Annotated in this window: 28 protein-coding genes and 6 pseudogenes; 28 read left to right on the top strand and 6 right to left on the bottom strand. The window is 32.2% G+C overall.

What is annotated here, in order from left to right; all coding sequences use genetic code 11:
- Positions 1 to 47 precede the first annotated feature (47 nt).
- The 28 genes and pseudogenes from PWK10_RS13080 to PWK10_RS12935 all read left to right on the top strand — a co-directional run bounded on the left by PWK10_RS13080 (position 48) and on the right by PWK10_RS12935 (position 18,718).
- On the top strand, positions 48 to 419 hold the full coding sequence (locus PWK10_RS13080) for an N-6 DNA methylase (RefSeq protein ID WP_274766347.1): 372 nt from the start codon (positions 48 to 50) through the stop codon (positions 417 to 419).
- Positions 420 to 1,004: 585 nt separating this feature from the next.
- Positions 1,005 to 1,331 carry a restriction endonuclease subunit S gene (locus PWK10_RS13075; protein ID WP_342455799.1) on the top strand — a complete coding sequence of 109 codons (327 nt, stop codon included), beginning with the start codon at positions 1,005 to 1,007 and terminating at the stop codon, positions 1,329 to 1,331.
- A gap of 46 nt (positions 1,332 to 1,377) precedes the next feature.
- Positions 1,378 to 1,686, top strand: coding sequence for a hypothetical protein (locus PWK10_RS13070; RefSeq protein WP_274766345.1), 309 nt, complete (start codon positions 1,378 to 1,380; stop codon positions 1,684 to 1,686).
- Positions 1,680 to 2,123: a hypothetical protein gene (locus PWK10_RS13065; RefSeq protein ID WP_274766344.1), complete on the top strand. Its 444-nt coding sequence runs from the start codon at positions 1,680 to 1,682 to the stop codon at positions 2,121 to 2,123. The genes PWK10_RS13070 and PWK10_RS13065 overlap by 7 nt, the downstream gene beginning before the upstream one ends.
- 61 nt (positions 2,124 to 2,184) lie before the next feature.
- Entirely contained in the window at positions 2,185 to 3,048 is an 864-nt protein-coding gene (locus tag PWK10_RS13060; protein WP_274766343.1) for a hypothetical protein, read from the top strand.
- Between the two features lie 149 nt (positions 3,049 to 3,197).
- Positions 3,198 to 3,830: a galactose-1-phosphate uridylyltransferase gene (gene galT, locus PWK10_RS18875; RefSeq protein WP_342455528.1), complete on the top strand. Its 633-nt coding sequence runs from the start codon at positions 3,198 to 3,200 to the stop codon at positions 3,828 to 3,830.
- Positions 3,827 to 4,183, top strand: a complete 357-nt coding sequence (locus PWK10_RS18870) for a hypothetical protein (RefSeq protein ID WP_342455798.1) — start codon at positions 3,827 to 3,829, stop codon at positions 4,181 to 4,183. Before galT ends, PWK10_RS18870 begins: the two co-directional genes overlap by 4 nt.
- A gap of 5 nt (positions 4,184 to 4,188) precedes the next feature.
- Positions 4,189 to 5,337: pseudogene (locus tag PWK10_RS18865) on the top strand (galactokinase).
- Between the two features lie 172 nt (positions 5,338 to 5,509).
- The gene (locus PWK10_RS13035; RefSeq protein ID WP_274766338.1) at positions 5,510 to 6,451 is read left to right on the top strand and encodes an ABC transporter substrate-binding protein; all 942 of its coding nucleotides are present in this window, start codon (positions 5,510 to 5,512) and stop codon (positions 6,449 to 6,451) included.
- 44 nt (positions 6,452 to 6,495) lie between these two features.
- A complete protein-coding gene (locus tag PWK10_RS13030; RefSeq protein ID WP_274766337.1) occupies positions 6,496 to 6,792 on the top strand; it encodes a hypothetical protein in 297 nt (98 codons plus the stop codon).
- Between the two features lie 41 nt (positions 6,793 to 6,833).
- A complete protein-coding gene (locus PWK10_RS13025) occupies positions 6,834 to 7,715 on the top strand; it encodes a carbohydrate ABC transporter permease (RefSeq protein WP_274766336.1) in 882 nt (293 codons plus the stop codon).
- A gap of 11 nt (positions 7,716 to 7,726) precedes the next feature.
- Positions 7,727 to 8,149 carry a hypothetical protein gene (locus PWK10_RS13020; protein WP_274766335.1) on the top strand — a complete coding sequence of 141 codons (423 nt, stop codon included), beginning with the start codon at positions 7,727 to 7,729 and terminating at the stop codon, positions 8,147 to 8,149.
- Positions 8,150 to 8,186: 37 nt separating this feature from the next.
- A complete protein-coding gene (locus PWK10_RS13015) occupies positions 8,187 to 8,612 on the top strand; it encodes a carbohydrate ABC transporter permease (protein WP_274766334.1) in 426 nt (141 codons plus the stop codon).
- A 12-nt stretch (positions 8,613 to 8,624) separates the two neighbouring features.
- Positions 8,625 to 10,672, top strand: a pseudogene (locus tag PWK10_RS20010) (glycoside hydrolase family 43 protein).
- Positions 10,673 to 10,689: 17 nt separating this feature from the next.
- Positions 10,690 to 11,676, top strand: a complete 987-nt coding sequence (locus PWK10_RS13005; RefSeq protein WP_274766333.1) for a glycoside hydrolase family 2 protein — start codon at positions 10,690 to 10,692, stop codon at positions 11,674 to 11,676.
- Positions 11,677 to 11,681: 5 nt separating this feature from the next.
- Positions 11,682 to 12,428, top strand: coding sequence for a glycoside hydrolase family 2 TIM barrel-domain containing protein (locus PWK10_RS13000; protein WP_274766332.1), 747 nt, complete (start codon positions 11,682 to 11,684; stop codon positions 12,426 to 12,428).
- 41 nt (positions 12,429 to 12,469) lie between these two features.
- Positions 12,470 to 12,637, top strand: a complete 168-nt coding sequence (locus tag PWK10_RS12995) for a hypothetical protein (RefSeq protein WP_274766331.1) — start codon at positions 12,470 to 12,472, stop codon at positions 12,635 to 12,637.
- Positions 12,589 to 13,214, top strand: a pseudogene (locus PWK10_RS20005) (family 43 glycosylhydrolase). Before PWK10_RS12995 ends, PWK10_RS20005 begins: the two are co-directional and overlap by 49 nt.
- On the top strand, positions 13,190 to 13,411 hold the full coding sequence (locus PWK10_RS12980; RefSeq protein WP_342455797.1) for a family 43 glycosylhydrolase: 222 nt from the start codon (positions 13,190 to 13,192) through the stop codon (positions 13,409 to 13,411). The pseudogene PWK10_RS20005 and the gene PWK10_RS12980 overlap by 25 nt, the downstream one beginning before the upstream one ends.
- 212 nt (positions 13,412 to 13,623) lie before the next feature.
- Positions 13,624 to 14,399, top strand: a pseudogene (locus PWK10_RS12970) (beta-galactosidase).
- A 5-nt stretch (positions 14,400 to 14,404) separates the two neighbouring features.
- A pseudogene (locus tag PWK10_RS18850) lies at positions 14,405 to 15,351 on the top strand (beta-galactosidase); the annotation flags it as partial.
- An 18-nt stretch (positions 15,352 to 15,369) separates the two neighbouring features.
- Positions 15,370 to 15,567, top strand: a complete 198-nt coding sequence (locus tag PWK10_RS18845; RefSeq protein ID WP_342455796.1) for a Beta-galactosidase C-terminal domain — start codon at positions 15,370 to 15,372, stop codon at positions 15,565 to 15,567.
- Entirely contained in the window at positions 15,564 to 15,770 is a 207-nt protein-coding gene (locus tag PWK10_RS12955) for a hypothetical protein (RefSeq protein WP_274766324.1), read from the top strand. Before PWK10_RS18845 ends, PWK10_RS12955 begins: the two co-directional genes overlap by 4 nt.
- Positions 15,740 to 16,257: pseudogene (locus PWK10_RS20000) on the top strand (glycoside hydrolase family 36 N-terminal domain-containing protein); the annotation flags it as partial. The gene PWK10_RS12955 and the pseudogene PWK10_RS20000, both read left to right, overlap by 31 nt.
- A 21-nt stretch (positions 16,258 to 16,278) precedes the next feature.
- On the top strand, positions 16,279 to 17,499 hold the full coding sequence (locus tag PWK10_RS12945) for an alpha-galactosidase (protein ID WP_446715379.1): 1,221 nt from the start codon (positions 16,279 to 16,281) through the stop codon (positions 17,497 to 17,499).
- The gene (locus PWK10_RS19995) at positions 17,388 to 17,645 is read left to right on the top strand and encodes a GH36 C-terminal domain-containing protein (protein WP_446715378.1); all 258 of its coding nucleotides are present in this window, start codon (positions 17,388 to 17,390) and stop codon (positions 17,643 to 17,645) included. The genes PWK10_RS12945 and PWK10_RS19995 overlap by 112 nt, the downstream gene beginning before the upstream one ends.
- Positions 17,646 to 17,709: 64 nt before the next feature.
- Positions 17,710 to 17,820 (top strand): LacI family DNA-binding transcriptional regulator, encoded by a 111-nt coding sequence (locus PWK10_RS12940; protein ID WP_274766321.1) that lies wholly within the window; start codon positions 17,710 to 17,712, stop codon positions 17,818 to 17,820.
- A gap of 211 nt (positions 17,821 to 18,031) precedes the next feature.
- Positions 18,032 to 18,718, top strand: a complete 687-nt coding sequence (locus tag PWK10_RS12935) for a substrate-binding domain-containing protein (RefSeq protein ID WP_342455795.1) — start codon at positions 18,032 to 18,034, stop codon at positions 18,716 to 18,718.
- A 1,215-nt stretch (positions 18,719 to 19,933) separates the two neighbouring features.
- Here the strand turns inward: PWK10_RS12935 and PWK10_RS12930 are convergent.
- The 6 genes from PWK10_RS12930 to istA form a co-directional block, all read right to left on the bottom strand.
- On the bottom strand, positions 19,934 to 20,299 hold the full coding sequence (locus PWK10_RS12930) for a hypothetical protein (protein ID WP_274766320.1): 366 nt from the start codon (positions 20,297 to 20,299) through the stop codon (positions 19,934 to 19,936).
- A gap of 571 nt (positions 20,300 to 20,870) precedes the next feature.
- Complete coding sequence (locus PWK10_RS12925; RefSeq protein ID WP_274766319.1) at positions 20,871 to 21,761, bottom strand: AAA family ATPase; 891 nt, start codon at positions 21,759 to 21,761, stop codon at positions 20,871 to 20,873.
- A gap of 47 nt (positions 21,762 to 21,808) precedes the next feature.
- Entirely contained in the window at positions 21,809 to 22,558 is a 750-nt protein-coding gene (gene istB / locus PWK10_RS12920) for an IS21-like element helper ATPase IstB (protein WP_274766318.1), read from the bottom strand.
- The gene (locus PWK10_RS12915) at positions 22,546 to 22,746 is read right to left on the bottom strand and encodes a hypothetical protein (protein ID WP_274766317.1); all 201 of its coding nucleotides are present in this window, start codon (positions 22,744 to 22,746) and stop codon (positions 22,546 to 22,548) included. Before PWK10_RS12915 ends, istB begins: the two co-directional genes overlap by 13 nt.
- A gap of 40 nt (positions 22,747 to 22,786) precedes the next feature.
- Complete coding sequence (locus PWK10_RS12910; protein WP_274766316.1) at positions 22,787 to 22,960, bottom strand: hypothetical protein; 174 nt, start codon at positions 22,958 to 22,960, stop codon at positions 22,787 to 22,789.
- Entirely contained in the window at positions 22,957 to 23,955 is a 999-nt protein-coding gene (istA, locus tag PWK10_RS12905) for an IS21 family transposase (protein ID WP_342455794.1), read from the bottom strand. Before istA ends, PWK10_RS12910 begins: the two co-directional genes overlap by 4 nt.
- Positions 23,956 to 24,150: the final 195 nt, after the last annotated feature.

The following is a 24,150-nucleotide window of genomic DNA, read 5'->3' as shown; positions in this document are numbered from 1 at the left end:
AAAAAATATAATTTAAGTAACGCCAAACGATGAGTAGAGGGATGGAAATGGATCAAATTCAAAAGCATTTTAATAAAAAGGAAAAGATATATGGGCAATACTTTACACCTTTAGAAATTTCAAACTTTATTGTTGAAAGATGTTTATATTACCTTGGAAGAGAAATTAGTAACATAAAGGCCATAGACCCAGCCTGTGGTGATGGGAGCTTTTTAACTTCTCTAAAAGATAAGGGGATTTTATATTTTGAGGGATATGACATCGATGAGGAGGTTTTTAATTTATTAGCCCTTGATTTTGTAGATAGGGTAAAAATACTTAACGCCTTAACTTTAGAAAAAGAGAAGAATATGACATGGCTGTTGGGAATCCACCCTTTTCTTCAAAATATAATAGGGTTGAAGATAAAAATATCCTAAGTAGATTCAAGTTAGGAAAAGGTAAGAGATCCCAAGCAATTGAAGTGCTTTTTTGGAAAAATTTATTGACCTTTGAAGCCCAATGGAGTTTTGGGGATAATTCTGCCCTTAGGTATAGCAGGTGCTTCAAATCTTCAGGATGTTAGGGACTTTTTAAATAAAAAATTCAGCTTAAAGAGATTCTTTATCTTGAACCAGGTATTTTTAAAAATAATGCGTCGACTATCATAATAATTGGGATAAAAAGGGATAATCCCAACAACGATATATGTAAATTTGGACTTATCACTAAATTAACCCCGATAGAAGTAAATTATATTGAAAAATTACTAGATATTAACAACTTAAATCCCCTTTATTATTTCTATGATGAAGATAGCGATGGAGTAAAGCTTATAGATCTAGTTGATGAAGCCTTCTCAGGAAAGGGATTTTATAAAGAAGAAAGAAAGGAAAGGATCACGACTGAAAGGACTGACAGAATTTACATAACTGCAAAAATGTTGGATGGGGAACTTTTTTAGAGGATAATATTTTATATTTTAAAGGTGAAATAAATGAAAAATATATTCTTAAAAAGGCGACATAGTATTTTGCAGAGTTGGACAGGGAACTATGGGAAGGTGCATAGTTATAGACGAAATTACAAAGGGAAGCGTAGCAGATGATTGGTTCCATATTATAAGGCCTAAGAATAAAGAATATAGCATAGCCCTTTGTTCATACTTTTTAACTAAAAATTTTAAGGATAAAATGAAAAGACGCTGTATAGGGACGGGAACACCTAATATATCAAAACAAAAGCTTTTAGATATAAAAATTCCTTGGGATAAAATTACTAAAATATATGATAAAAACAAGGATAAAAACATTATAGAATTATCAAAGATAATGGAAGAGGAATTAACATAAAGGATTTTTGGCTTTTATGTAGAATAAAATATTAGGGGGTTTTATTGTGGTAAAAATCATTATAAATCCTACTATTACTGTTGAGGATGGCAAGATTCATATTAATTTTTTTATTAAAAATAACGCTTCTAAAATACGCTTAAAGGAAAGAAGAAATTACATGGGGGAAAGGTTTTTAAAACCAGATGAGGCTTTAATGGTTGAAAGTGCATATGTAGAATGGCAGATTGGATATGACACAAAGGTAAAAAGCGATGATGGCTATAAAGTTCAGTATTTAGAGGGTGATAATTACCTTTACATTCGGGAAAGAAATGGACAAAGGGTAAAAAGTATCCTGCAGAGCTTATGGTGATTATAAAATATGCATTGGATTTAGGCTTTTTAAGGACTTCTGATATAGAAAGGATTATCAGCTTAACAGAAGAAATACATGAAAAGAAAAATTATCTTGATAATTTTCCGATTGTAGGTGAAAAAACAGAGGAAGTTTTATTTGATAAATTTAAAATATTTAAAAGGATTCTACCTTTAGCAATTCTTGAGGATAAAGATTATTTTATTGAAATGGAAAGAAAACAGATGCAGCTTGCAGCAGGATACCAAAGTATGATTTATGTCTGCCCATACTTTAAGATATTGAAAAAGAAACAGGAAAATATTTATGCATGGATTGTTGATGAGAACAATATTAATATATTTGAGAAGGTTTTAATATCCTTTGCCTTAGCTTCAGAGCAGCATAATAAGGATATAAAGGAGCTTTTGGAGATTATTTTGAAGAATATATAAGCTCGCTCCACGAGCTTATATTTTTAACAATACAGAAAAGGATTTCTAAAGGGGGATTATTATGAGTATCACAGTAAAAGAAATAAGCTACAAAAGTTTTGGACGATGCCTTGAGCTTTCAAACGAAAAGTGCGATCTTTTAGTAACTTTAGATGTTGGACCAAGGATTATAAGGTTTGGTTTTAAGGGAAGGGAGAATTTATTTTGTGAAAACACAGAGTTTAAAGTAAAGTCTGGTGATGAATATTGGTATATATATGGAGGCCATAGGCTTTGGCATTCACCGGAGGCAAATCCAAGAACCTATTATCCGGATAATTACCCTGTTGATTACGAAAAAATAGAAGGTGGAATTAAGGTTTCAATTTATGAAAAATGGAGACAAGTTATTAAAGAGATGGAGATTATTTTAGATGAAAGGGAAAGCAAGGTAAAGATTGTCCATAGGATTATAAATAAAAACGCATGGGATATCGAACTTTCAGTTTGGGCCCTTACTGTTATGGACAAAGGAGGAGTTGAGATAATTCCTATTAATACTAAGGATACAGAACTTTTACCTAATATGAATATTGCAATATGGCCATATACAAGGCTAAATGATAAAAGAGTTACCTGGGGTGAAAAGTATATAATCATAAGGCAGGATGAAAATGCAATAGTTCCCTTTAAAATAGGATTAAACAACCAATCTGGATGGGCAGCATATATAAACCATGGAGTAACCTTTATAAAAAGATATCAGCATATAGAGGGAGAAGCTTACCCTGACTTTGGAGTATCCTACGAGACATATACAAACAACTTTATGCTTGAGATGGAAACATTATCGCCTTTAAAAAGGATAAAACCCGATGAACATATAGAACATATTGAAGAATGGGAAATTTTTGATGGAGAATTATATAGCATAATTGACAAATAATAGGATAGTGGTTTATAATGATAATAGAAAACGTTTTCTAATAGAGGTTAGACAAAATATCATATACGCTTGTAATTATTAGGCTAAAAATTTTGCAAAGCTCTATAGGATGAAAATATAAATTATGTGATTTAGATAGGAGGGGTAGGATGTCGGAGCTAAGATGGAATCCTCTTTTAAAAACATGGACAATGGTTGCTTCAAATAGACAAGCACGTCCAAACATGCCAAAGGATTGGTGCCCCTTTTGTCCAGGTTCGGGAAGGGTTCCTGAGCATTATGATGTTTTAAAATATGATAACGACTTTCCAGCGCTAAAGCTTAATCCGGATAAACCCGATGTCGAGGGTTCGGATCTTTATCGCGTGGCTGAGAACTATGGAAAATGTGAAGTAATACTTTATTCTCCTGAGCACACTAAAACACTGCCTGAGCTTTCAGTAGAGCATATATATAAGCTTGTTAACCTTTGGACTGAAAGATTTAGGGAGCTTTCTAAAGATGAAAAAATAAAGTATATTTTTGAATTTGAAAACAGAGGGGAAGAGGTGGGAGTTACTATGCCCCATCCCCATGGACAGCTTTATGCATATCCCTTTGTTCCACTAAAGCTAAAGGTTGAACTTGATAGTTGTAAGGAATACTACTTTGAAAAAGGTAAATGCATGATTTGCCAGATGAATGAAGAGGAAACTGACTTTAAGGAAAGGATAATTTACGAGAATGATAGTTTTATAGCCTATATCCCCTTTTTACTGACTATCCCTACGGTGTTTTTATAGTAAGCAAAGCCCATAAAGGAAACTTTACTGAGTTTACAGATAAAGAAAAATGGAACCTTGCAGAGATGTTAAAGAATATAACCGGGGCCTTTGATTCCTTATTTGATAGACTCTTTCCCTACATGATGTGTATTCATCAAACGCCTGTTAATTCAGAGGAATACAAGGACTCAGAAAAGTATTATCACTTCCATATAGAGTTCTATCCTCCCCTTAGGGATAAGGATAAATTAAAGTTTTATGCTTCATCTGAAATGGGGGCATGGGCAGCAGCAAACACTATGGCTGTTGAGGAGGCTGCAGAAAATTTAAGAAGGGCCCTTGAAAAATTCGTTAGCAGCAAAAAGGAGTGAGTTTCTTGGACAAGTCACTTTTAAAGGATGGATTTGAGAATAACTTTGGGACAAGAGGTGATATTCAATATTTTTTCTCACCGGGAAGAGTTAACTTAATTGGTGAGCATATAGACTATAACGGTGGATTAGTTTTCCCCTGTGCTCTTTCTATTGGGATATATGCTGCTGTTGGATATAGGGATGATAAAAAGTAAGATTGGTTTCAAAAACATGGTTAACAAAGTAGAATTTACTTTAAACGATATTCAGTTCAAGGAAGAGGATGGATGGGGAAACTATCCCAAGGGAGTTATTAAATACATTCAAGAAGAGGGATATAATCTTAAAGGTGCTGATATATACCTAGAATCCACTTTGCCGGATGGAGCTGGCCTTTCAAGTTCAGCAGCCTTAGAGATTTTAACTGGCTATATAATGTTATATCCAATATTGGGGGATAAAATAGATAGAGTTTGGCTATCTTTAATCTGTCAAAGGGCGGAAAATGAATTTATAGGTGTAAATTGCGGCATTATGGATCAATTTTCTGTGGCTATGGGTAAAAGGGATCATGCTATACTCCTTGATTGTAACACGTTAGAATATGAATATGTTCCTGTGGATTTAAAGGGATATACATTAGTAATAATGAATACAAATAAAAAAGGGAATTGTCTGAGTCAAAATACAACGAAAGAAGATATGAATGTGAGATGGCTTTAAAACATATAAATGATTATAAGAAAATAGAAAACCTTTGCCATGCTACTTTAGAAGATTTAGAGCTTTTAAAGGATAACCTTTTAAAAACAAGGGCAAGACATGTTATAACTGAAAATCAAAGAGTAAAAGAAGCGGTTAAGTTTTTGAAGGGTGGTAATATAAAAGAATTTGGGAAACTTCTTGTAAAATCCCATGAATCATTAAAAAATGATTATGAGGTTACTGGACTGCATTTAGATACGATAGTTGAAGAAGCATTAAAATTTGAAGGCTGCATAGGTGCAAGAATGACCGGAGCAGGCTTTGGTGGATGTGGGATAGCAATTGTGGAAAACAATTTGTTGGAGGAATTTATTAAAGAGATAGAAGTAAAATATAAAGAAATAACAAATATATCTCCAAGTTTCTATATAAGCCGGATAGATGATGGAGTTAAAATGCTTTTTTAAATATATTAAAAATGCAATAGAAAAATATTAATAAATAGCTAAAATATTATTGAAATTTAATTGTCTATAATATAAAATTATTATAGAAAAGGTTTTCTAAAAAACGTTTTCTTAAGGGGGATGGTTTAAAATTTATAAAAACTTTTGAAAAATAAAATTTTAGGGGGTCTATATGAAAAAAGTATCTGCTTTTCTTTTAGTATTAACATTGTTAGTTTCGCTTTTCTCAGGCTGTTCAAAATCAACAAGTAATAAACCAACAGAGTTTAAAAATGTTCAATTAGAATTCTGGAACGGATTTACTGGACCTGATGGGAAGGGTATGCAAAAGATTATAGATCAATTTAACAAAGAGTATGAAGGAAAGATCAATGTAAAAACTCAAGTTATGCAATGGGGACAATATTATGATAAAATTATTACATCAGTTACAAGTGGTAAAGCACCAGATATTGGTATAATGCACGTTGATACATTGCCTAAATATGCAAAGAAGGGTGTTATAATTCCACTTGATGAGCTCGCAGCGAAACTAGATCTTAAAGAATCAGATTTTATCAAAGCTGTTTGGGATGCAGGGATTTATGAAGGAAAACGTTATGGAATACCTTTAGATGTGCATCCACTTGGACTTTACTATAATGTTGACCTATTAAAACAAGCAGGATTTGATCATCCGCCAACAAATATGGAAGAATTTTTAACTATGGCAAAGGCAATGACTAAAGACACAGATGGTGACGGAAAAATTGACCAATGGGGATTTGCAATGCCTACATTATGGCCAAGCCATCAAATATATTGGACAGTTCTTCATCAATTCGGTGGAAAAGCAACCAGTGATGACGGAACAGAACCACTTTATACATCACAGGAAGCAATCGATGCACTACAATTTTTAGCAGATACTGTATTTAAATATCAAATTTCTCCTAAGAACATAACACAGGATGGCGAAGTTACATTATTTAAACAAGGTAAACTTGGCTTCCATTTAAATGGCATTTGGATGATTGCTGGTTTCGAAGAACAACAGGGATTGAATTTTGCAACAGCACCAGTTCCACAATGGGGTAAACAAAAGCAGTTTGGGCAGGATCCCATCAATTTGTAATATTCAAACAAAAGGAGCAGGATCCAGTTAAGCTTGAAGCTGCTATGACATTTATTGATTATATAACAAAGCATAGTATTGAATGGGCAAAGGCAGGTCAAGTTCCTGCTAGAAATTCAGTAAGAGAAAGTGAAGAATTTAAGTCATTAAAGCATCAAATGGGCTTTGCACAGCAGGCTGATTATCTTGTATTCCCAGTGTCATCGCCATATTTCCCAGATGCTTGGGGACCAAGTGGAGAAGCTGTAACAAATGTTATATTAGGAAAGGACACACCAGCTTCAGCATTGCAAAAGGCTGCTGATAAAGCACGAAAACAGGTTCAAGCAAATAAAGAATAAAGGAGGCTTTTTGCCTCCTTTTCTAGAAAAGAGGTGGCAGGATGAATAAAAAGTTGCAAAAAATTGAGCCCTATTTATTTATACTTCCTCAGTTTATATTTTTTATTGTGTTTATGATTTTACCAACTGGACTTGGAATATGGATTAGTTTAAATAAATGGGACTACTTGACAAAACCTAAATTTGTTGGTCTAAAAAATTATATTGATTTATTTAAACCTGATACAATTGATTATCTAGAGTTTTGGAATGCCTTTGGCAACACATTTAAATTTGTTATATTCAGTGTTCCGCCGCTGATTATTATTGCATTAGCTTTAGCACTTCTTGTAAATTCACCAAATCTTAAGTTTAGAAATTTTTTTAGAGGTGTTTTTTATGCCTCAAATGTTTTATCGGTTTCGTGCGTTGGACTTATTTGGCTATGGATGCTAGATACAAATGCAGGTTTGGTAAATTACTATTTAGAAAAATTGGGTATTGGAAGAATACCATGGCTTGCAGAATTACCTTGGGCATGGATTTCTCTTGTTGCTATGACCGTTTGGTGGATAATAGGTGGTAATATGATATTATTTTTAGCAGGTCTTCAAGATATTCCACAGACGCTGTATGAAGCTGCTGATATAGATGGCGCAAGCGGTTGGCAGAAATTTTGGTATGTAACATTACCAGGGTTAAAAAGACCTTTATTATTTATAGTTATAATGACTACTTTAGCACAATTTAATATATTTGGTCAGCCCTATATGGTTACAAGGGGTGGCCCAGGAAATGCGACGAAAGTTCTTTTAATGTATATTAGAGATGTAGCCTTTGGCCAATATAGAATGGGTTCAGCCTCAGCTATGGCTATAATGATGGGACTAGTGATGATTGTATTTAGTATAATCCAATATAAACTGCTGTCTCCAAAGGAATAGAGGTGATTGTTGTGCAAAAGTTAGAAACAGGTAAAACAGCTAAAATTAATTTTACGAAAAGCTATAAAAATAAAAAACAATTAGAAAAAATTTTATTATTTTCTGTAGCAGTTATACTAGCTACATTATGGCTTCTTCCTTTGCTTTGGATTGTATCAACTGCTTTTAAGCCAGAAAGCGATGTAATTGATCCTATTGTAAGATGGATACCTAAAAGAGTAACTTTGGATAATTTTAGAATAATCTTTAGTGACAAAGAAAATGCTCCAATTTTAAGATGGTTTTTTAATAGCTTATTCATAGCTTTATCGCATACAATTTTGATATTATTGTTTGACTCCCTTGCTGCGTTTGCTTATGCAAGATTAAAATTTAAATATAAAGAAACCATTTATTGGACAATGATGGCTACTATGATGATTCCGGGGTTATAAATTTTATTCCTGCATATGTAATTGTAGATAAATTAGGTTGGATAGATACTCCTGCAGCTATGATTTTTCCGGGTTTAGGAGGAGTGTTTGGAGTATTTTTATTGAGGCAATTTTTGAGGGAATTCCTAAAGATTTAGACGAAGCAGCATTAATTGATGGTGCAAGTTATTTTACAATATATTTTAGAATAATTCTTCCACTATCTAAACCTGCTCTAATGACTTTAGCTGTATTTACATTTATGGGTAATTGGAATGACTTTTTGTGGCCTATTTTAGTTACAAATGACGCAGCTAATAGAACTTTACCTGCAGGACTTGCTATATTCCAAGGAACATATATTCATAATTATGGAATATTAATGGCCGGTGCATTAATTTCAGCTGTTCCACCTATATTATTATTCTTATTAGGACAAAAATATTTTGTTAAAGGTATTGCATTAAGTGGGCTTAAGGAGTAATCCATAGGAGTGATGTATTTGAAAAGAATACTATTAGGGTTAATTATTATTTTTTCTTTTTCATTAGCATTTTATATTAAATTAGATAAGAATATCGATGTTAATAATGAATTGTATTTTTCTGTCCCAACTTATAAAAATCCTGTATATGTTCCAGATGGTGCAAGTGTTATAAATATAGCAGATCCAACTATTATAAAATACAACGGAGAATATTATCTTTATGGGACTTCAGATATCCCTGGGTTTAATGTATTTCACTCACGAGATCTTGTGAATTGGGAATACAAAGGAGTTGCTTATTCTGGCCCTCCTTCGAACGGAATATTTGAAGGAGTATGGAACATTGATTGGTTTTGGGCTCCAGCTATCCACTATGAGAATGGAAAATTTTATTTATACTACTCTGCAGGAGACCCATCAAAGGGAGCAGAAAGTAGAAATATAGGGGTTGCCATTTCTGATAATCCCTTAGGACCATTTAGAGATTATGAAAATAATCCAATTGTTACAGATATAAATTCTATAGATGGTTTTGTTTTTGTTGATGAAGATGGTGAAAAATATTTTTACTACAATCAAGTAGGTGGAGGCTTTAATGGAATTGTTGTAAGACACATGAAGGATCCATTTAGTTTTGATACAGAAGAAACTAGGGTTATAAGCATATCTGAACCTTGGGAAGAAGTTATAAATGAAGGACCAGTAGTTCTTAAAAAAATGGTAAGTATTATCTCATGTATTCTGGAGGAAATTACGCAGATAAATCCTATGCGGTTGGATATGCAACGGCTGATAAACCTATTAGCAATCTTGGTATGGCAGACAACTTAACGTGGAAAAAGTATGAGAAAAATCCAATAATGAAGACAAATGAAAGTGCAATGAGCCCGGGACATAATGATATTACCTTTGCACCTAATAACGTTTGTTATTATATTGTTTACCACACTAAAAGATATGAGGAAACAGGGCCTCAAAGGCAATTAGCAGTAGATAGGCTATATTTCAATTATGATAAACTTTTTACCTATGGACCGACTGCGGATAATAGACCTATACCTGAAAAACCAGATTTTCAAGACTGGTTTGATGGTAAGGAAGAAAAAGTTAAAGAACCTTGGAGGATAATAAAGGGTGAATTTTTAATAAAGGAAAATGAGCTTATTTCAAATTCCAATGACGGTTTTATAGTCAATGATAAAGTTAATTCTAACAGCTATGTTTATGAAGTTAATATGAAAATAAATAGTTATAATAAAAATTCAAAAGCAGGATTTATATCTTCCTATTTGGATGAAAATAATAACGTTACCGTTACATTAAATCCATATAATAAAAAGATTATTTTAAAATATGTCTATCAAGGAAAAGAAAAAATTATAGAAAAGAAGTTAAATGATAATTTTAAAGAAGATACCTATCATCAATATTTGCTTTATAAGAATGGCAATCTAATAAAGCTTTATATAGATAAAGTTTTATATTTTACAGAAAGGATTAATATAAACAATGGCAATATAGGGTTATTCTTTGAAAAAACTGATGTTTCCTATGATGGAATAGCATATACTACTTATTTTGAAGATAATTTCGATAACGATACGGGATTATTTTCTGATCTTAAAATACTGAACGGTGAACTTTTAATAGAAAAGGGTAAGGAAAAGATAGTAAATGAAGATCTTACAAATTATGAGATGGGTTTTGACTTTAGATATGAAGAAAATAAGAAACATAAATTTTTAGTTAGTTATATTGATAATAAAAATTATATTGGAGTTTCAGTAAAGGATGATAATATAATTATTGAAAAAGCTATTAATGGAAGAATATACAATAAAAGGTTTAGAGTAAAAGATTTATTTAAAGAAAAATTAAATTTGAGGGAGTATCATAGCTTAAGAGTTGTTAAGATTAATGAAGTTTTAGGATTATATTTAGATGGAGTTGAAATATGCAAAATAGATTGGAATATATCAAAATCGCGTGTTGGAATAAATAGTTTAGATAGTATTGTTTATCTTGATAATTTTTATATCTTAAAATTAAATTACTAAAGAAGGGATGGGCTAGAATGAACATACCTAGAAATGAGTATCCTAGACCAAATTTTAAAAGAAACAATTGGATTAATTTAAATGGTGAATGGGATTTCGAATTTGATGATGCTAATTTAGGTGAAAAAGAAAAGTGGTTTTTAGGGAAGCAATTTTCAAGAAGAATTTTAGTGCCTTTCTGTTATCAGAGCAAATTATCCGGAATAGGGGATAGAAGTGTTCACGATATAGTTTGGTATCATAGGAAAATAAATATTAATAAAAATGATAAAAGAATTTTCATAAACTTTGGAGCTGTTGATTATTTTACTAAACTTTATATTAATGGAAATTTTGTAGGAAGTCATAAAGGAGGACATATTGCATTTAGATTTGATATTACTGACTTTTTAAATGATGGTGAAAATGATTTGTATCTCAGAGTAGAAGATAGAAGCTTTGACTGCACACAACCAAGGGGTAAACAAACATGGAAGGCAGATAATTTTGCCTGTTGGTATACAAGAACAACAGGAATATGGCAAACTGTTTGGTTAGAAAATTTAGATGATTTTCATTTAGAAAGGGTAAAGATAACTCCAGATATAGATGATAGAACAATTGAAGTAGAAGCCTATTTTAATAACATTTTAGAAAATGGCCTTTTAGAAGTTGAAATATCATTTGAAGGTAAAATGATTAAGAAGTTTTGGACGGAAATAAAACAAAAAAGAGAAAAATTTATTTTAGATGTTTGTGATGATAATGCTCAATTTAAAATTTATTATTGGAGTCCTGAGGAACCAAAACTATATGATATAAAATTTAGAATTATTCATAATGGAAATATTAAGGATGAAGTTGAGAGTTATTTTGGAATGAGAAAAATAAGCATAAGAGATGGTAAAATACTTCTTAATAACAAGGAGTATTATCAAAAACTTATACTTGATCAAGGCTATTATGGAGATGGACTTTTAACTGCACCAAGCGATGAATGGTTCGTAGAGGATATCAAAAAATAAAAGATATGGGATTTAACGGTTTAAGAAAACATCAAAAGATTGAAGATCCAAGATTTTTATATTATTGTGATAAATATGGCCTTTTGGTTTGGGCAGAAATGCCATCAACTTATGAATTTAACGATATAGCTATAGAAAACATTATTTATGAATGGCAGGAAGCTGTTAAGCAACAGTATAATCACCCGTGTATAATAACTTGGACCCTTTTGAATGAGTCTTGGGGTGTAAATGAAATTTATAATAATAAAAAACAACAAAGCCTTGCAAATGCATTATATTTTTATATTAAATCATTAGATTCTTCAAGACTTATAATTTCTAATGATGGTTGGGAACATACTATAAGCGACATTTTAACAATACATGATTATATTGAAGATGGAGAGATTTTTAGAAAGCTATATTTAGAGAAAGAGAAGATTGTCAACGGAGCACCATCGATTATAAATCCCAAATTTAATTTTGCTGAAGGGTATAAGTATGAAGGACAACCTATATTGCTTAGTGAATATGGAGGAATAGCTTTTTCAAATGTGGAAGGTTGGGGTTATGGTAATAAGGTTAGAACAGAAGAAGAATTCCTGGAAAGATTTAAGAAAATAACACATGCTATAATGGATATCCCTTATATTTGTGGGTTCTGCTATACTCAACTTACTGATGTAGAACAAGAAATGAATGGTTTAATGGATTGGTATCATAAAATGAAATTTGATCCAGAAAAGATTAAAAAAATAATAAATGGTTAGCACCTGGCATCTCCCAGGTGAATTTTTAAGGAGGGACAAGAATGGAAAAATATTACACAAACCCCTTATCAATAAAAGAAATTGGAGATCCGTTCGTATTAAAAGCAAAGGATGGAATGTATTATTGTTATGCCACTTCAGCAATAGATGGATTTAAGGTGTGGTATTCAAAAACCTTGTTGATTGGCAAGAATATGGTTATTGCTTAAAGGCGGATGAAAAATTTTGGGGATATCAAGATTTTTGGGCACCTGAAGTTGTAGAATTTAAGGATATGTATTATATGTTTTATACATGCAGGTGGAAGAAAAATAACAGCTTAAGAATTGGCCTTGCGATTTCAAAATCACCTTTAGGACCATTTGAAGATTATTTTAATGGACCTATGTTTGATTTGGGGTATGCAGCTATAGATGCTCATGTGTTTTTGATGATGATGGGAAAAAATATATGTATTTTTCAAGGGATTGTTCAGAGAACATAATAGATGGGAAACATGAAAGTCATATATATGGGGTAGAGCTTACTGATGATTTGTTGAACCTTAAGGGAGAACCAAAACTATTATTAAAACCAGAACAGGAATGGGAATTAAAATCAGGACCTGAATGGCTTTGGAATGAAGGACCTTTTGTTATAAAAAGATCAGGTATATATTACCTAATGTATTCTGCCAACTTTTATGCAAGTAGGGACTATTCAGTAGGATACGCTACCTCTGATAAGCCATTAGGACCTTTTACAAAATATGAAAAAATCCTATACTATATTCTAACAATGAGTTAATTTCAGGACCTGGACACCATAGCGTAACAATTTCACCTGATGGGACCGAAATGTTTTTAGTTTACCATATCCATACATATCCAGAAAACCCAAGTGGAAATAGGCAGGTTTGCATAGACAGAATGGAATTTGATAAGGAAGGTAATATTTTTGTTATTGGACCGACGATGACACCTCAAAGAATGCCATCATGTTGAATTTGCTTTTAAGTTTGTAATTATGACAAATGTAAATAAAAGATAAGCATATTCGAAAAAATTTTAAAAACCCCTGATAAAAGGGGGTTAAATATACTTAGACACGATTAATTTCCTTTAGAGTTTATTAAGGGCATTATATATTAACTACACTATAAATATACTTTATTCAATCTATAACAGGTTCTATAAAACAATAAAGGAGGCTTATTATGCTACTTGGTGTTGACTATTATCCAGAACACTGGCCTTTGGAATATTTAGACGAGGATATAGATAGGATTAAAAAGCTTGGTGCTAATGTAGTTAGAATTGGTGAGTTTGCTTGGCATATCATCGAAAAGGAAGAGGGAAATTTTGATTTTTCATTTTTGATATGGTAATTGAAAAATTAAAGAAAAATGGAATAAAGGTCATTTTGGGGACACCAACTGCAACACCACCGGCTTGGCTTGTAAAGAAACATCCTGAAATACTTTCAAAGGATGAAAATTTAATTGCAAGAAGTTTTGGTGGAAGAAGGCAGTATTGTTTTAACAGTGGGATTTATTATGAATATACAAGAAAAATAGTTGAGGCCTTAGCAGAGCATTATAAGCATGAGGAAAATATTATAGCATGGCAGGTGGATAACGAGTTTGGCCATGAGGGAAGCGATATTTGTTATTGTGAAAACTGCCTTAGAGCCTTTAGAAAATTTTTAAGGGAAAAATATAAGGAAATAGACGCCTTAAACAAAACCTATGGGGCGGTATTTTGGAGTCAAACATATAATGATTTTGATGAAGTTCCACTGCCCCTAAAAACTATAACCTTTCATAATCCTTCACTGTTACTTGATTATGCAAGATTCCGTTCAAAGTCTATTGTTGATTATGCTAATTTTCAGGTGGATATATTAAAAAGAGTTTTAGGCGCTAAAAAGATAATAACGACCAATATAGCCGGAGGATTTTTGATAAATTGTTTGACCATCAAGAGCTTGTGAAAAATATGGATATAGCCTCCTATGACAATTATCCAGTTTGGGGAGGCTTAAGGGAGCCAATACCTCCTGAAGAAATTGCTATGAACCTTGACTTTGTAAGGGGACTTAAAGGGAAAAACTTTTGGATATTAGAAGAACTTATGGGGGCTCAAGGACATAATATTATAGGCTATCTTCCAAGACCTAACCAAGCAAAGATGTGGGCATATCAAGCGGTTGCCCATGGTGCAGAGGCTATATTGTTTTTTAGATACAGGGCAGCAACCTTTGGGACGGAGGAATTTTGCTTTGGAGTAATTGACCATGATAATAGAGAGGGAAGAAAATTTAATGAGGTTAAGGATTTCTTTAATGACATAATTAAATACGAAAAAATTTTAGGATCTCCTATTAAATCCGACATTGCCCTTATTTATGATTATGAAAATATTTGGTCATGGAGGATTCAACCCCAAAGCACTGCCTTTAATTTTGTGAAGGAAGCCCTAAGGCTTTATAGGCTATTTTATAAGAAAAATGTTAATATTGATGTCATTTCAACAAGGGAGGATTTTTCTAAATACAAGGTTCTACTCCTACCTGTGATGATGATCCAGGATGATAATTTAAAAAGAAGTTAGAGGAATTTGTTGAAAAGGGTGGAGTTTTAATTTTGTCCTTTAGAGCTGGGATTAAGGATAGAAATAATAATTTAATCTTAGGAGAAGTTTTACCTGGGATATTCAGAAACTTAGCAGGCATCGAAGTTTTAGAGGTGGAAGCACTACAGGAAGGACAATTTGTAGAAATAGAAAATAGCAATGGCAAAAGGGCAAAGGTAAAGGTATGGAGGGATATTATAAGGCCAATCGATGCAAAATCCTTATACAAATATGCCGATAAATTTTATAGGGAGTTTGCCTGCGTAACCGTAAACAGATATAAAGATGGCAAAGTTTTTTACATTGGTGGTGGAGTAGAAGACTTTATTGTGGATGAAATTGCAATTGAAGTTATTAAAGAGCTGAGTTTAGAGCATTATAATTCGGAGGAAGGAATTGAAATATACAAAAGGGAGTATGATGGGAAAAAATATTTATTTATAATAAACCATACTGAAGAGGAAAAAGCTTTTGGAGAATATACACTTTCGCCCTTTGAAGTAAAAATAGTCGGGGGATATAGATGATAAAGGTATTAAATAATATATTTATTTTGGAAGGGAAGAATATTCAATATGCCTTTGGGCCTTATAAGGGCCTCTTAAGGCATATTTATTTTGGGAATAAAGCTGATGAGAAGGACTTTGAACACTTTGAAATTAGGGATATATCCTCTAATGATTCCAGCTGCGATATAGCATGGGAAGAATATACACCTTGGGGGGACTAAGATATAAAGAGCCGGCTGTTAAGGTAAGATTTAGCGATGGGACAAGGGATTTGGTATTGGAATATGACGGTTTTGCTATTGAAGAGGATGTGTTAAGAATAAGGCTAAAGGATAAATTTTATCCAATAGCTATATTTTTAAATTATAAAATATATGAGGAATACGATATTATTGCAAGATGGGTAGAAATAAAAATTTAGGAGAAGAAGATATTTTTATTGAAAAGGCCTATTCATGTGAAATTAATATAGATGGAACAGGATATAACATAACAAATGTGTTGGGGCATTGGGCAGGAGAAGGAAGAAGGTTTAAACAAAGATTAGATGGGGGCAAGTTAATCCTTGAAAGCAGAACGGGTAACACAGGACATAACAATAATCCATATTTTATAATAGATATTGATGCAAGTGAAGATAAGGGTGAGGTTTACTTTGGAGCATTAGAATATACTGGTAATTTTAAAATTTTAGTTGAAGTCACTCCCTATTACTATACAAGGCTATTAATGGGGTTAAACGATTTTGACTTTGAATACAGGTTAAAGGCATCAGAGGAACTTATTCTGCCTAAAGCATATATTGGATATACAGATAAAGGATATTCAGATATGTCCCATAGGCTTCATAGATTTGTAAGGGATATTATCCTACCTGTTGACCTTAGAAATTCCTTAAGGCCGGTCCTGTTTAATTCCTGGGAGGCAACTCTTTTTAATGTTAAATGTGATGAACAGATTGAATTGGCAAGAAAGGCAAAGGATATAGGTTGTGAATTGTTTGTTGTGGATGATGGATGGTTTGGAGAAAGAAATAGCGATTCAGCAGGCTTAGGGGACTGGAAGGTAAATAGAGATAAATTTCCAAATGGGCTGGAGGAGTTAATCCATGAAGTTAACAGGCTTGGTATGGATTTTGGTTTATGGATAGAACCTGAAATGGTAAATCCTGATAGCGAACTTTATAGACAGCATCCTGATTGGGTATATAGGTTTAACAACAGAGAACTTACAACTTCAAGAAATCAGCTGGTATTAAACTTAAGTTTAAATGAAGTAAAGGAGTATATTTTTAATGTGCTGGATGGGTTGCTTACTAATTACAATATAAAATATATAAAATGGGATATGAATAGGCCCTTTTCTGAGGCTGGGGCTCTTAATTTGGACATAAAAGAACAGAAGATGATTTGGCTCTTACATTCTAAGGCTGTGTTTGATCTAATTGAAAGATTAAGGGGAAAACATAAGGGGATAGAGATTGAGGCCTGTGCCTCTGGAGGAGGGAGAATGGATTTTGGAGTTTTAAATTATTTCGATGAATTTTGGACAAGTGATAATACCGATGCTTTAGATAGGCTATTTATTCAAGAGTCTGTAAGCTATGTTTATCCTGCAAATACTATGAGATGCTGGGTAACAGATTGCCCAAATTTTATAAATGGAAGGACCATTCCTCTTGAATTTAGATTTCATGTTGCTATGATGGGCTCACTTGGTATTGGAGGAAATATAAATAAATGGACAAAGGAAGAAATTGAATTGGCAAAGGAGAAGATAAAGCAGTATAAAGAAATAAGGCATATAGTTCAAAAGGGAGATCTTTTAGAATTAAATCCATTCTTAAAGATGAAATCCATGCTCTTCAGTATGTTTATCAAGGGGAATCAGTCGTTTTTGTATTTAAGTTATATGAAAAATTCGGGAGAAAACAATATAAAGTTAAATTAAAGGGATTAAATGCCGATAAAATATATGAAGTTAAATACGGTGATAAAATTGTTAGAAAAGGTGGAGCTTATTTAAAAAATGTAGGGTTAGAACTTATATTAGATGGAGATTTTTCAAGCCAATTAATTCGATTAAAGGAGATTTAGTGGTGACTACAGCGCTAAAGTAATGTATAATCGGATTAAGAAATGTTGCCTTGGAGGGACAATTATGAAATATACCATTGAAGATGTGGCAAGGGAAGCTGGTGTTTCTATAACAACAGTTTCGAGGGTTATCAATGGGAATTATCCTGTAAAAAGGAGACAAGGGAGAGGGTAGAGGCTGCAATTAAAAAGCTTAATTTTCAACCAAATCCCCTTGCAAGAAGCCTTATAAATAAACGAACAAATAGTATTGGGGTTGTAGTCCCTGGACTTACAAATATGTTCTTTACTGAAGTTGTGCATGGAATTGAAAGGATTATGAGAAGCAGGGATTATGATGTATATATTAGCGATTCAAGGGGTAGAGCGGATTCTGAAAAAGAAGGATAGACAAATTTTTAGAAAGATATGTAGATGGGATAGTCCTTATTGACCCTCAAACGGAAAATATGAAAAATGGATTTATAGAAGAGGTTTCTAAAAAGATTCCTGTTGTTTGTATTAATGGTTATCATGAAAACGTTAGAACAAATTTTGTCCTATCAGATGAAGAAAAGGGAACTAAGGAGGCCCTTGAACATTTGATTTCATTAGGGCATAAAAATATTGCCTTTATAAGAGGAGAGAGCAGTTATTCCTATGATATAAAGGAGAATTTATATAAAGAATATATGAAAAATATAGGAATTGAGCCCATAGTTATTACTGTTCAAGATGGAAACAACATAGATGTTGTTGAGAATACGATGAGGGTTTTGATTGAGTTATCATCAAAATATCAATTGGGGAAAGAAATTACTGCCTTCTTTGCCTGCAATGACCTTATGGCAATTGGAGTTTTAAACGGATGCTATGAACTAAACCTTAAGGTTCCTGATGATATCGCTATAATAGGCTTTGACAATATAATACTTTCACAAATGACAAATCCAAAACTTACAACCGTTGATCAAAACATGAGACTTTTAGGCGAAAGGGCGGCACAAAAGCTTTTGGATCTTATTGAAGATAAAAATCTTTACAGCGATACGGATGTTATTGAAACTAAGCTGATAATAAGAAAAAGCACGTGATCATATTACGTGCTTTTTTATATTTTTGATGGTTTTAATGAATTTATCTTTATCATAAGGATTTAAAATTTGTTCACCATATCTTTCTTTTATATAAATATTCCTTATAAATTCGTTTATGTCAGGCGATATTAAAGAGTCAGCTGTTTGTTTTATTGAAAGCGTTGTATCGGAGGTTTTTAGCTGTTTGAATTTATTTATATAAATCAAATATTTTTGATAATATAATCTAATCTTATTGGTTGGTCTTGCGATTCTTTTGAATATCTTGTTTATCGATAAATTATCCCTAATAAATTCCCTTTCTTCTTTGAATTTTGCATATTCTTTGGAGGAATTATAATATCTTAAAAAATCTTATAAATTAAAAATATAAATAGTAAAAATATTAGTATTTGAAATATAATTGACATTGATTTATAAAAACAAAAAGATTTTTATTTTCTTTGTTTTCTATAATTCTTTTTACATCTTTTATTTGTAGAATTCCTTCTTGACCGTTAGAGGCCACTTTTATCCTTAAGCCTTTAAATAATTTTTCAAGTAGTTTTGCTACAATAACGAAAAACCAAGAAAAAGATAAAAAATATTTCTATTATTCTGTTGTAAATAAGGATTAAGAATTTTAATAAAGCCTGTCTTAATTTTTCTATGCTAATTATTACTGAGGTTAAGAGAATAATATAATTTATTTTTTATTTAGCTTCTCTGCATTATCCGAGAGGGTTTCTTCAATCCTTAAGCTCCTTGATAGTATGATTGAAGATACTAGATAAACAAATAATATACCGGATATTTTGTTTAAGAAGGAAATTTGAAAAAAATCAAGAAAAAGCCAAAGAGACCAAGTATTATTTTTATTTCAATTTGAAATTTATCAAGGAAATAATAATATGACAATTCTTCTTTAAAAGAGAAAACTAAAACTATAGCTGATAAAATAATTAGACTTGTATATCTTATAAAGGGATTTATGCTATAAATTAAGCCGTAAAATATGAAGGAAAGGGAATAAAGAAGAATGTAAAAAATTGAAAGCCTGTTTATTACATAAAAAATTTTCATTTTACTCACCTTCAAAATATATTTCAATTTGTTTGGCTACCTTCCCTATATTATTAGTATTTAAAGTTATTAAAACTACTTTTTGATAAAATTTTGTAAGATTATTAATAGGACTTACATATTCATCTAAAATTATAGGAGTTATAACTACTATAGTTGTGTTTTTAATAGAATTTTTGTTTTAATTATATCTTCAAAGGGGCAAAATATGCTGTAATCTATTCTGCCGAGGGATTCTAAAATTTTTAATCTATGGTTTAGACCAAGCCCTGGACGGTATAATGTGCTGTTTAAAAAATTTTGGGCATTTGAAATCAAACCATAGGGCACCTTTAGACTTTCAAATTCATCCACTAAGCTCCTTGTTATGGATATACATCTTTCAATTGCATCTCCGTCGATTTTTTGCCAAAAGGGCTTGCAGGTTTCAATATTTAAAGCAATTAAAAGGTTGTTGTCAGTCGTGAAATCGTATTCTTTAACCATGATTTTTGATGTTTTAAAGAAGAAGGCCAATGGATTTGCTTTAAAGGTTCCCTTCCTGTATATTCCTTTATTCCGATGTTAACCAAAGGGTCCTCAATGATCCATCTTTTTACTGATATATCACCGGTGTATGAACCATAGGGTGTTAGTTTTTTAGGCTATAGGATTTTGGGAGGACAACAATTTCTGCAAAGGATTCATAAAATTGTGTCATCGTCTCAAATCCAAAAGTGTCACCGCAGGTTATCTCTGCATTTTTTAATATGTATCGCCCTCTTTTTAAACATGAAACCTTAAAGGATCTTTTTACCCTTTGAAAGGGCAGGACAGACATCTTTGTTTTATATGCACCTTTAAAATTATTTCCCTCTATAAACTCAAATTCTTCCGGATATTCCTGGCTTATATTTAGATATGTAATTGGATATATCTTTTTGTTTTCTATTATTGATATAATTTCAAATTCCTCACCTATTTCTACAATTTCTTTAGAGAATTTTACTGAATAAAATAGTTTTTTAAAGGCGTTTTTCTTAGATAAAAATTAATATATATCCCTAATAGTATTAAAATAAATAGCCATATAAACATCATTTCACCCCTAAAAATTTTCTAAAGGAACGGGAGTGTTCTCCAGTATGCTATTTATGATGTAAAAGCTCTCTTTAGAGCTTTGCTTAGTTAATATTCTATGGCTAAGTATATAGGGAGCAAGGTATTTCACATCCTCTGGAATTATAAAATCCCTTCCGTTTAATGCAGCAAAGGCTTGGCAAGATTTAAAAAGTGCAAGCGTTCCACGGGGACTTACGCCAAGTTCAATTCTGCTATCATTTCTTGTTGCCTTTATTATATCTAATATATAATTTAGAACATCTTGATTTGCTTTAACTTTAGTGTAGTTTTCTTTAACATATTTAATTTCATCAAAGTCTACAACAGCATCGATATCCTTTTCAAAATCCCCTTTAACAAATTTATCAATAATTTTAAATTCTTCCTCCCTTTCAGGATATCCAAGACTAATTTTCATTAAAAATCTATCTATTTGTGCCTCAGGAAGAGGAAAGGTTCCATAGCTTTCTATAGGATTTTGTGTCGCTAAAACCATGAAGGGAATAGGAAGTTTAATAGTTTGACCATCGACGGTTATTTGTTTTTCCTCCATTGCCTCTAAAAGGGCAGACTGCGTCCTTGGGGTTGCCCTGTTTATTTCATCGGCAAGGACGATGTTTGCAAATAAAGGCCCCTTTTTAAATTGGAATTCACTTGTTTTTGGATTATAAAAATTGATTCCAGTTAAATCAGATGGTAAAAGGTCAGGAGTAAATTGGACCCTCTTAAATTCTAAGCCTAAGGATTTTGCAAAGGCCTTAACAAGGGTTGTTTTACCAACGCCTGGAATGTCCTCTAATAATATATGTCCAGAGGATATAAAGGAAGTAATAATTAGTTCAATTTCCTTATCCTTTCCAACAATTGTAATCGGCAAGTACTTTTGGAGAAATTTCGGAAATTTTTATCCCGAAATTTTTCCATCTAATCATTAAATAGCGACTTCCTGTTTTCCAACCTGTAGCTTTTGCCTGTCATATTAAAAATCTCACATCGGTAGGTTAGCCTGTCCAATATAGCTGTGGTTAATGCTACATCCTGCAAAAGCTCACTCCACTCTTCAAACCCTTTATTAGATGTGATAATTATTGACGTTTGTTCATGTAGATTTGATATTAATTGAAAAAACATATTTGCTTCTTCATGTGAAATCGGTAAATATCCAATTTCATCAATTATGACAAGGTCTGAAGAGTATATCCTATTTATTTTACTTTTGCTTTTCCTTGATATATCCTGTGTTTTTAAATGATACATTAGCCTGTCCATCGTTGTGAAACTTACCTTGTATCCCATTTCAACAGCTTTGTATCCAAGTGCTATTGCAAGATGCGTTTTACCTACTCCAGGTTGTCCTAAAAATATTAGGTTATATATATTATCTATCCAGTCCATCTCTAAAAGCCTGTTTATCTGCTTTTTAGTTATTGATCTTTGAAACTCTGTGTCAAAGCTTTCTATTGTTTTTATCACAGGAAATCCAGCCTGTTTTAGCCTTCTTTCCTGTGCCTTTCTATTTCTTTGCTCTATCTCACCCTTTAATAGCTCTATTATCAAATCATGGTATGATAAATCTTTATTATCTGCATCATCAATAATCTTCTGGACGTTATCCCGTATATACCCAAGCTTAAGATTCCTCGCATAATCTTTGATTATCTTTATCTTATCCATTGCCCTATCCCTCCAATTATCTTACAATATTCTTCAATGCTTCTTATGTCAGGTTTTACATTCTTGTATTTTTCAGGGATAGGATTTGTTTTCTGTTTTTCTGTGCCTATTTTTTCTTTTTCTTTAAGATTGAAATATTCAACCGCTTCTTTAAAAGCGTAGCTGAATACATCCTTCTTTCCAAGCAATACATTAAAGCTTTATTAATTACATCAGCATCAATGCCTTCTACTGCTTTTTTAAAAGACTTAATTGATCCCTAAAATATCTTGCTTTTTCTTTTCTGATTTCATCTAACAGGATTTTAGCTTCTTCTGAAAAGCCAAGCAATCTAAAAACATCATCATAAAGCTTATCAAGTTCAGTATTTCTATCTCTTTCAGGATGCGAAAGTTTTATCAACTTCCCCTTTCATTGGATATCCTATGCTTAACTATTAAATTATTTTTTTCAATATCCAAAACTTTGATAAATTCACCTTCGATAACAACATTAACCTTTTTACCAGGTTCATAAGTTCCTTTGGGTAATTGATACCTATTTTGCTTATACAATAGGGTATTGTCTTTTCTAACGACATAGGTTAAAATGTTCTTAGGTGAATTTTGTTTTGGGGATACCGGAATTAAGTGTTGTTTTTCGAGTGCAAACACTTCTTTCGGTATTCTTTTTATTGTCCCATGAACGTTTGCATTGCCTGTTCTATCGAGCCATTCTAAGCAGGATTTATTAAATGAATCTATATCTTCAAAAATTCTATGTTTTGCAAAATTATTCTTAACATATTTCACTACCGCTTCTATTTTCCCCTTACTTTCTGGGTCATATGGTCTACATAATCTAATTTTAAATTTCATAAAGTCCACATATTTTTGAAATTCTTCAGTATATATTACATCACCAAAGTTTTCATCAACTGCAAGAAGCCTATCTTGATCATAAACAATCTCTTTAGTGCTTCCACCAAAGAATTCAAATGCTTTATCGTGTGCTTCGATAAAATCAACAGTAGTAAAAGGCTTGGCCTGCCAGTAGGCAAACTTCATTCTTGAATGTGATAGAACCATGGCAAAGCAATACAGCTTTATTCTTGAGCCATCTATAGTATCAACCCAAATCTGACCAAAATCCACCTGTGATTGGAATCCCATTTCTAATTCTTCTACTGCTTCATATTGTCTTTTGTGTCCCTGCTTTGGTATTTTGTATTCACTTCTCAAGGAACTTATATATGCCCTTACTGATCTTTCAGAACACGGAACATTGCCATATCTTTCTTTAATCCAGTCAGTTATCTGAGCCGATGATAAATCAGGATAAGTGCTAAGCCATTGAAGTATCTGATCCTTGTAGATATCAAGCTTTTTCTTTTTCTCTTTCTGTTTAAATCTGAAAATTCATCAGGTGTCATGTTGAAGTATTTACTAACCGTTTTGTAATCCACCCCCAGATATCTTGCAATTTGAGACTTTTTCAAGCCATTTCCCTTTAGGTTTTTGATTTCAGAAAACAATCTCCATCCCTTCTTTTACCATTTATGATTCCCACAATATCTCCCCTGTTATCTTAAACTAATTAAATTTTAACAGGAG

The sequence above is a fragment of the Caloramator sp. Dgby_cultured_2 genome, assembly GCF_028872215.1.
Taxonomy (GTDB): Bacteria; Bacillota; Clostridia; order Clostridiales; family Caloramatoraceae; genus Caloramator; species Caloramator australicus.
This window is presented reverse-complemented; position numbering and strand designations above follow the sequence as displayed.

Bases quoted from the DNA above. Each gene is read 5' to 3' on its own strand.
- PWK10_RS13080 (WP_274766347.1), top strand. From the start codon at position 48: ATGGATCAAATTCAAAAGCATTTTAATAAAAAGGAAAAGATATATGGG.
- PWK10_RS13065 (WP_274766344.1), top strand. From the start codon at position 1,680: ATGGTGATTATAAAATATGCATTGGATTTAGGCTTTTTAAGGACTTCT.
- PWK10_RS13060 (WP_274766343.1), top strand. From the start codon at position 2,185: ATGAGTATCACAGTAAAAGAAATAAGCTACAAAAGTTTTGGACGATGC.
- galT (WP_342455528.1), top strand. From the start codon at position 3,198: ATGTCGGAGCTAAGATGGAATCCTCTTTTAAAAACATGGACAATGGTT.
- PWK10_RS13035 (WP_274766338.1), top strand. From the start codon at position 5,510: ATGAAAAAAGTATCTGCTTTTCTTTTAGTATTAACATTGTTAGTTTCG.
- PWK10_RS13030 (WP_274766337.1), top strand. From the start codon at position 6,496: ATGACATTTATTGATTATATAACAAAGCATAGTATTGAATGGGCAAAG.
- PWK10_RS13025 (WP_274766336.1), top strand. From the start codon at position 6,834: ATGAATAAAAAGTTGCAAAAAATTGAGCCCTATTTATTTATACTTCCT.
- PWK10_RS13005 (WP_274766333.1), top strand. From the start codon at position 10,690: ATGAACATACCTAGAAATGAGTATCCTAGACCAAATTTTAAAAGAAAC.
- PWK10_RS13000 (WP_274766332.1), top strand. From the start codon at position 11,682: ATGGGATTTAACGGTTTAAGAAAACATCAAAAGATTGAAGATCCAAGA.
- PWK10_RS12995 (WP_274766331.1), top strand. From the start codon at position 12,470: ATGGAAAAATATTACACAAACCCCTTATCAATAAAAGAAATTGGAGAT.
- PWK10_RS12955 (WP_274766324.1), top strand. From the start codon at position 15,564: ATGATAAAGGTATTAAATAATATATTTATTTTGGAAGGGAAGAATATT.
- PWK10_RS12945 (WP_446715379.1), top strand. From the start codon at position 16,279: ATGGGGTTAAACGATTTTGACTTTGAATACAGGTTAAAGGCATCAGAG.
- PWK10_RS12940 (WP_274766321.1), top strand. From the start codon at position 17,710: ATGAAATATACCATTGAAGATGTGGCAAGGGAAGCTGGTGTTTCTATA.
- istB (WP_274766318.1), bottom strand. From the start codon at position 22,558: ATGGATAAGATAAAGATAATCAAAGATTATGCGAGGAATCTTAAGCTT.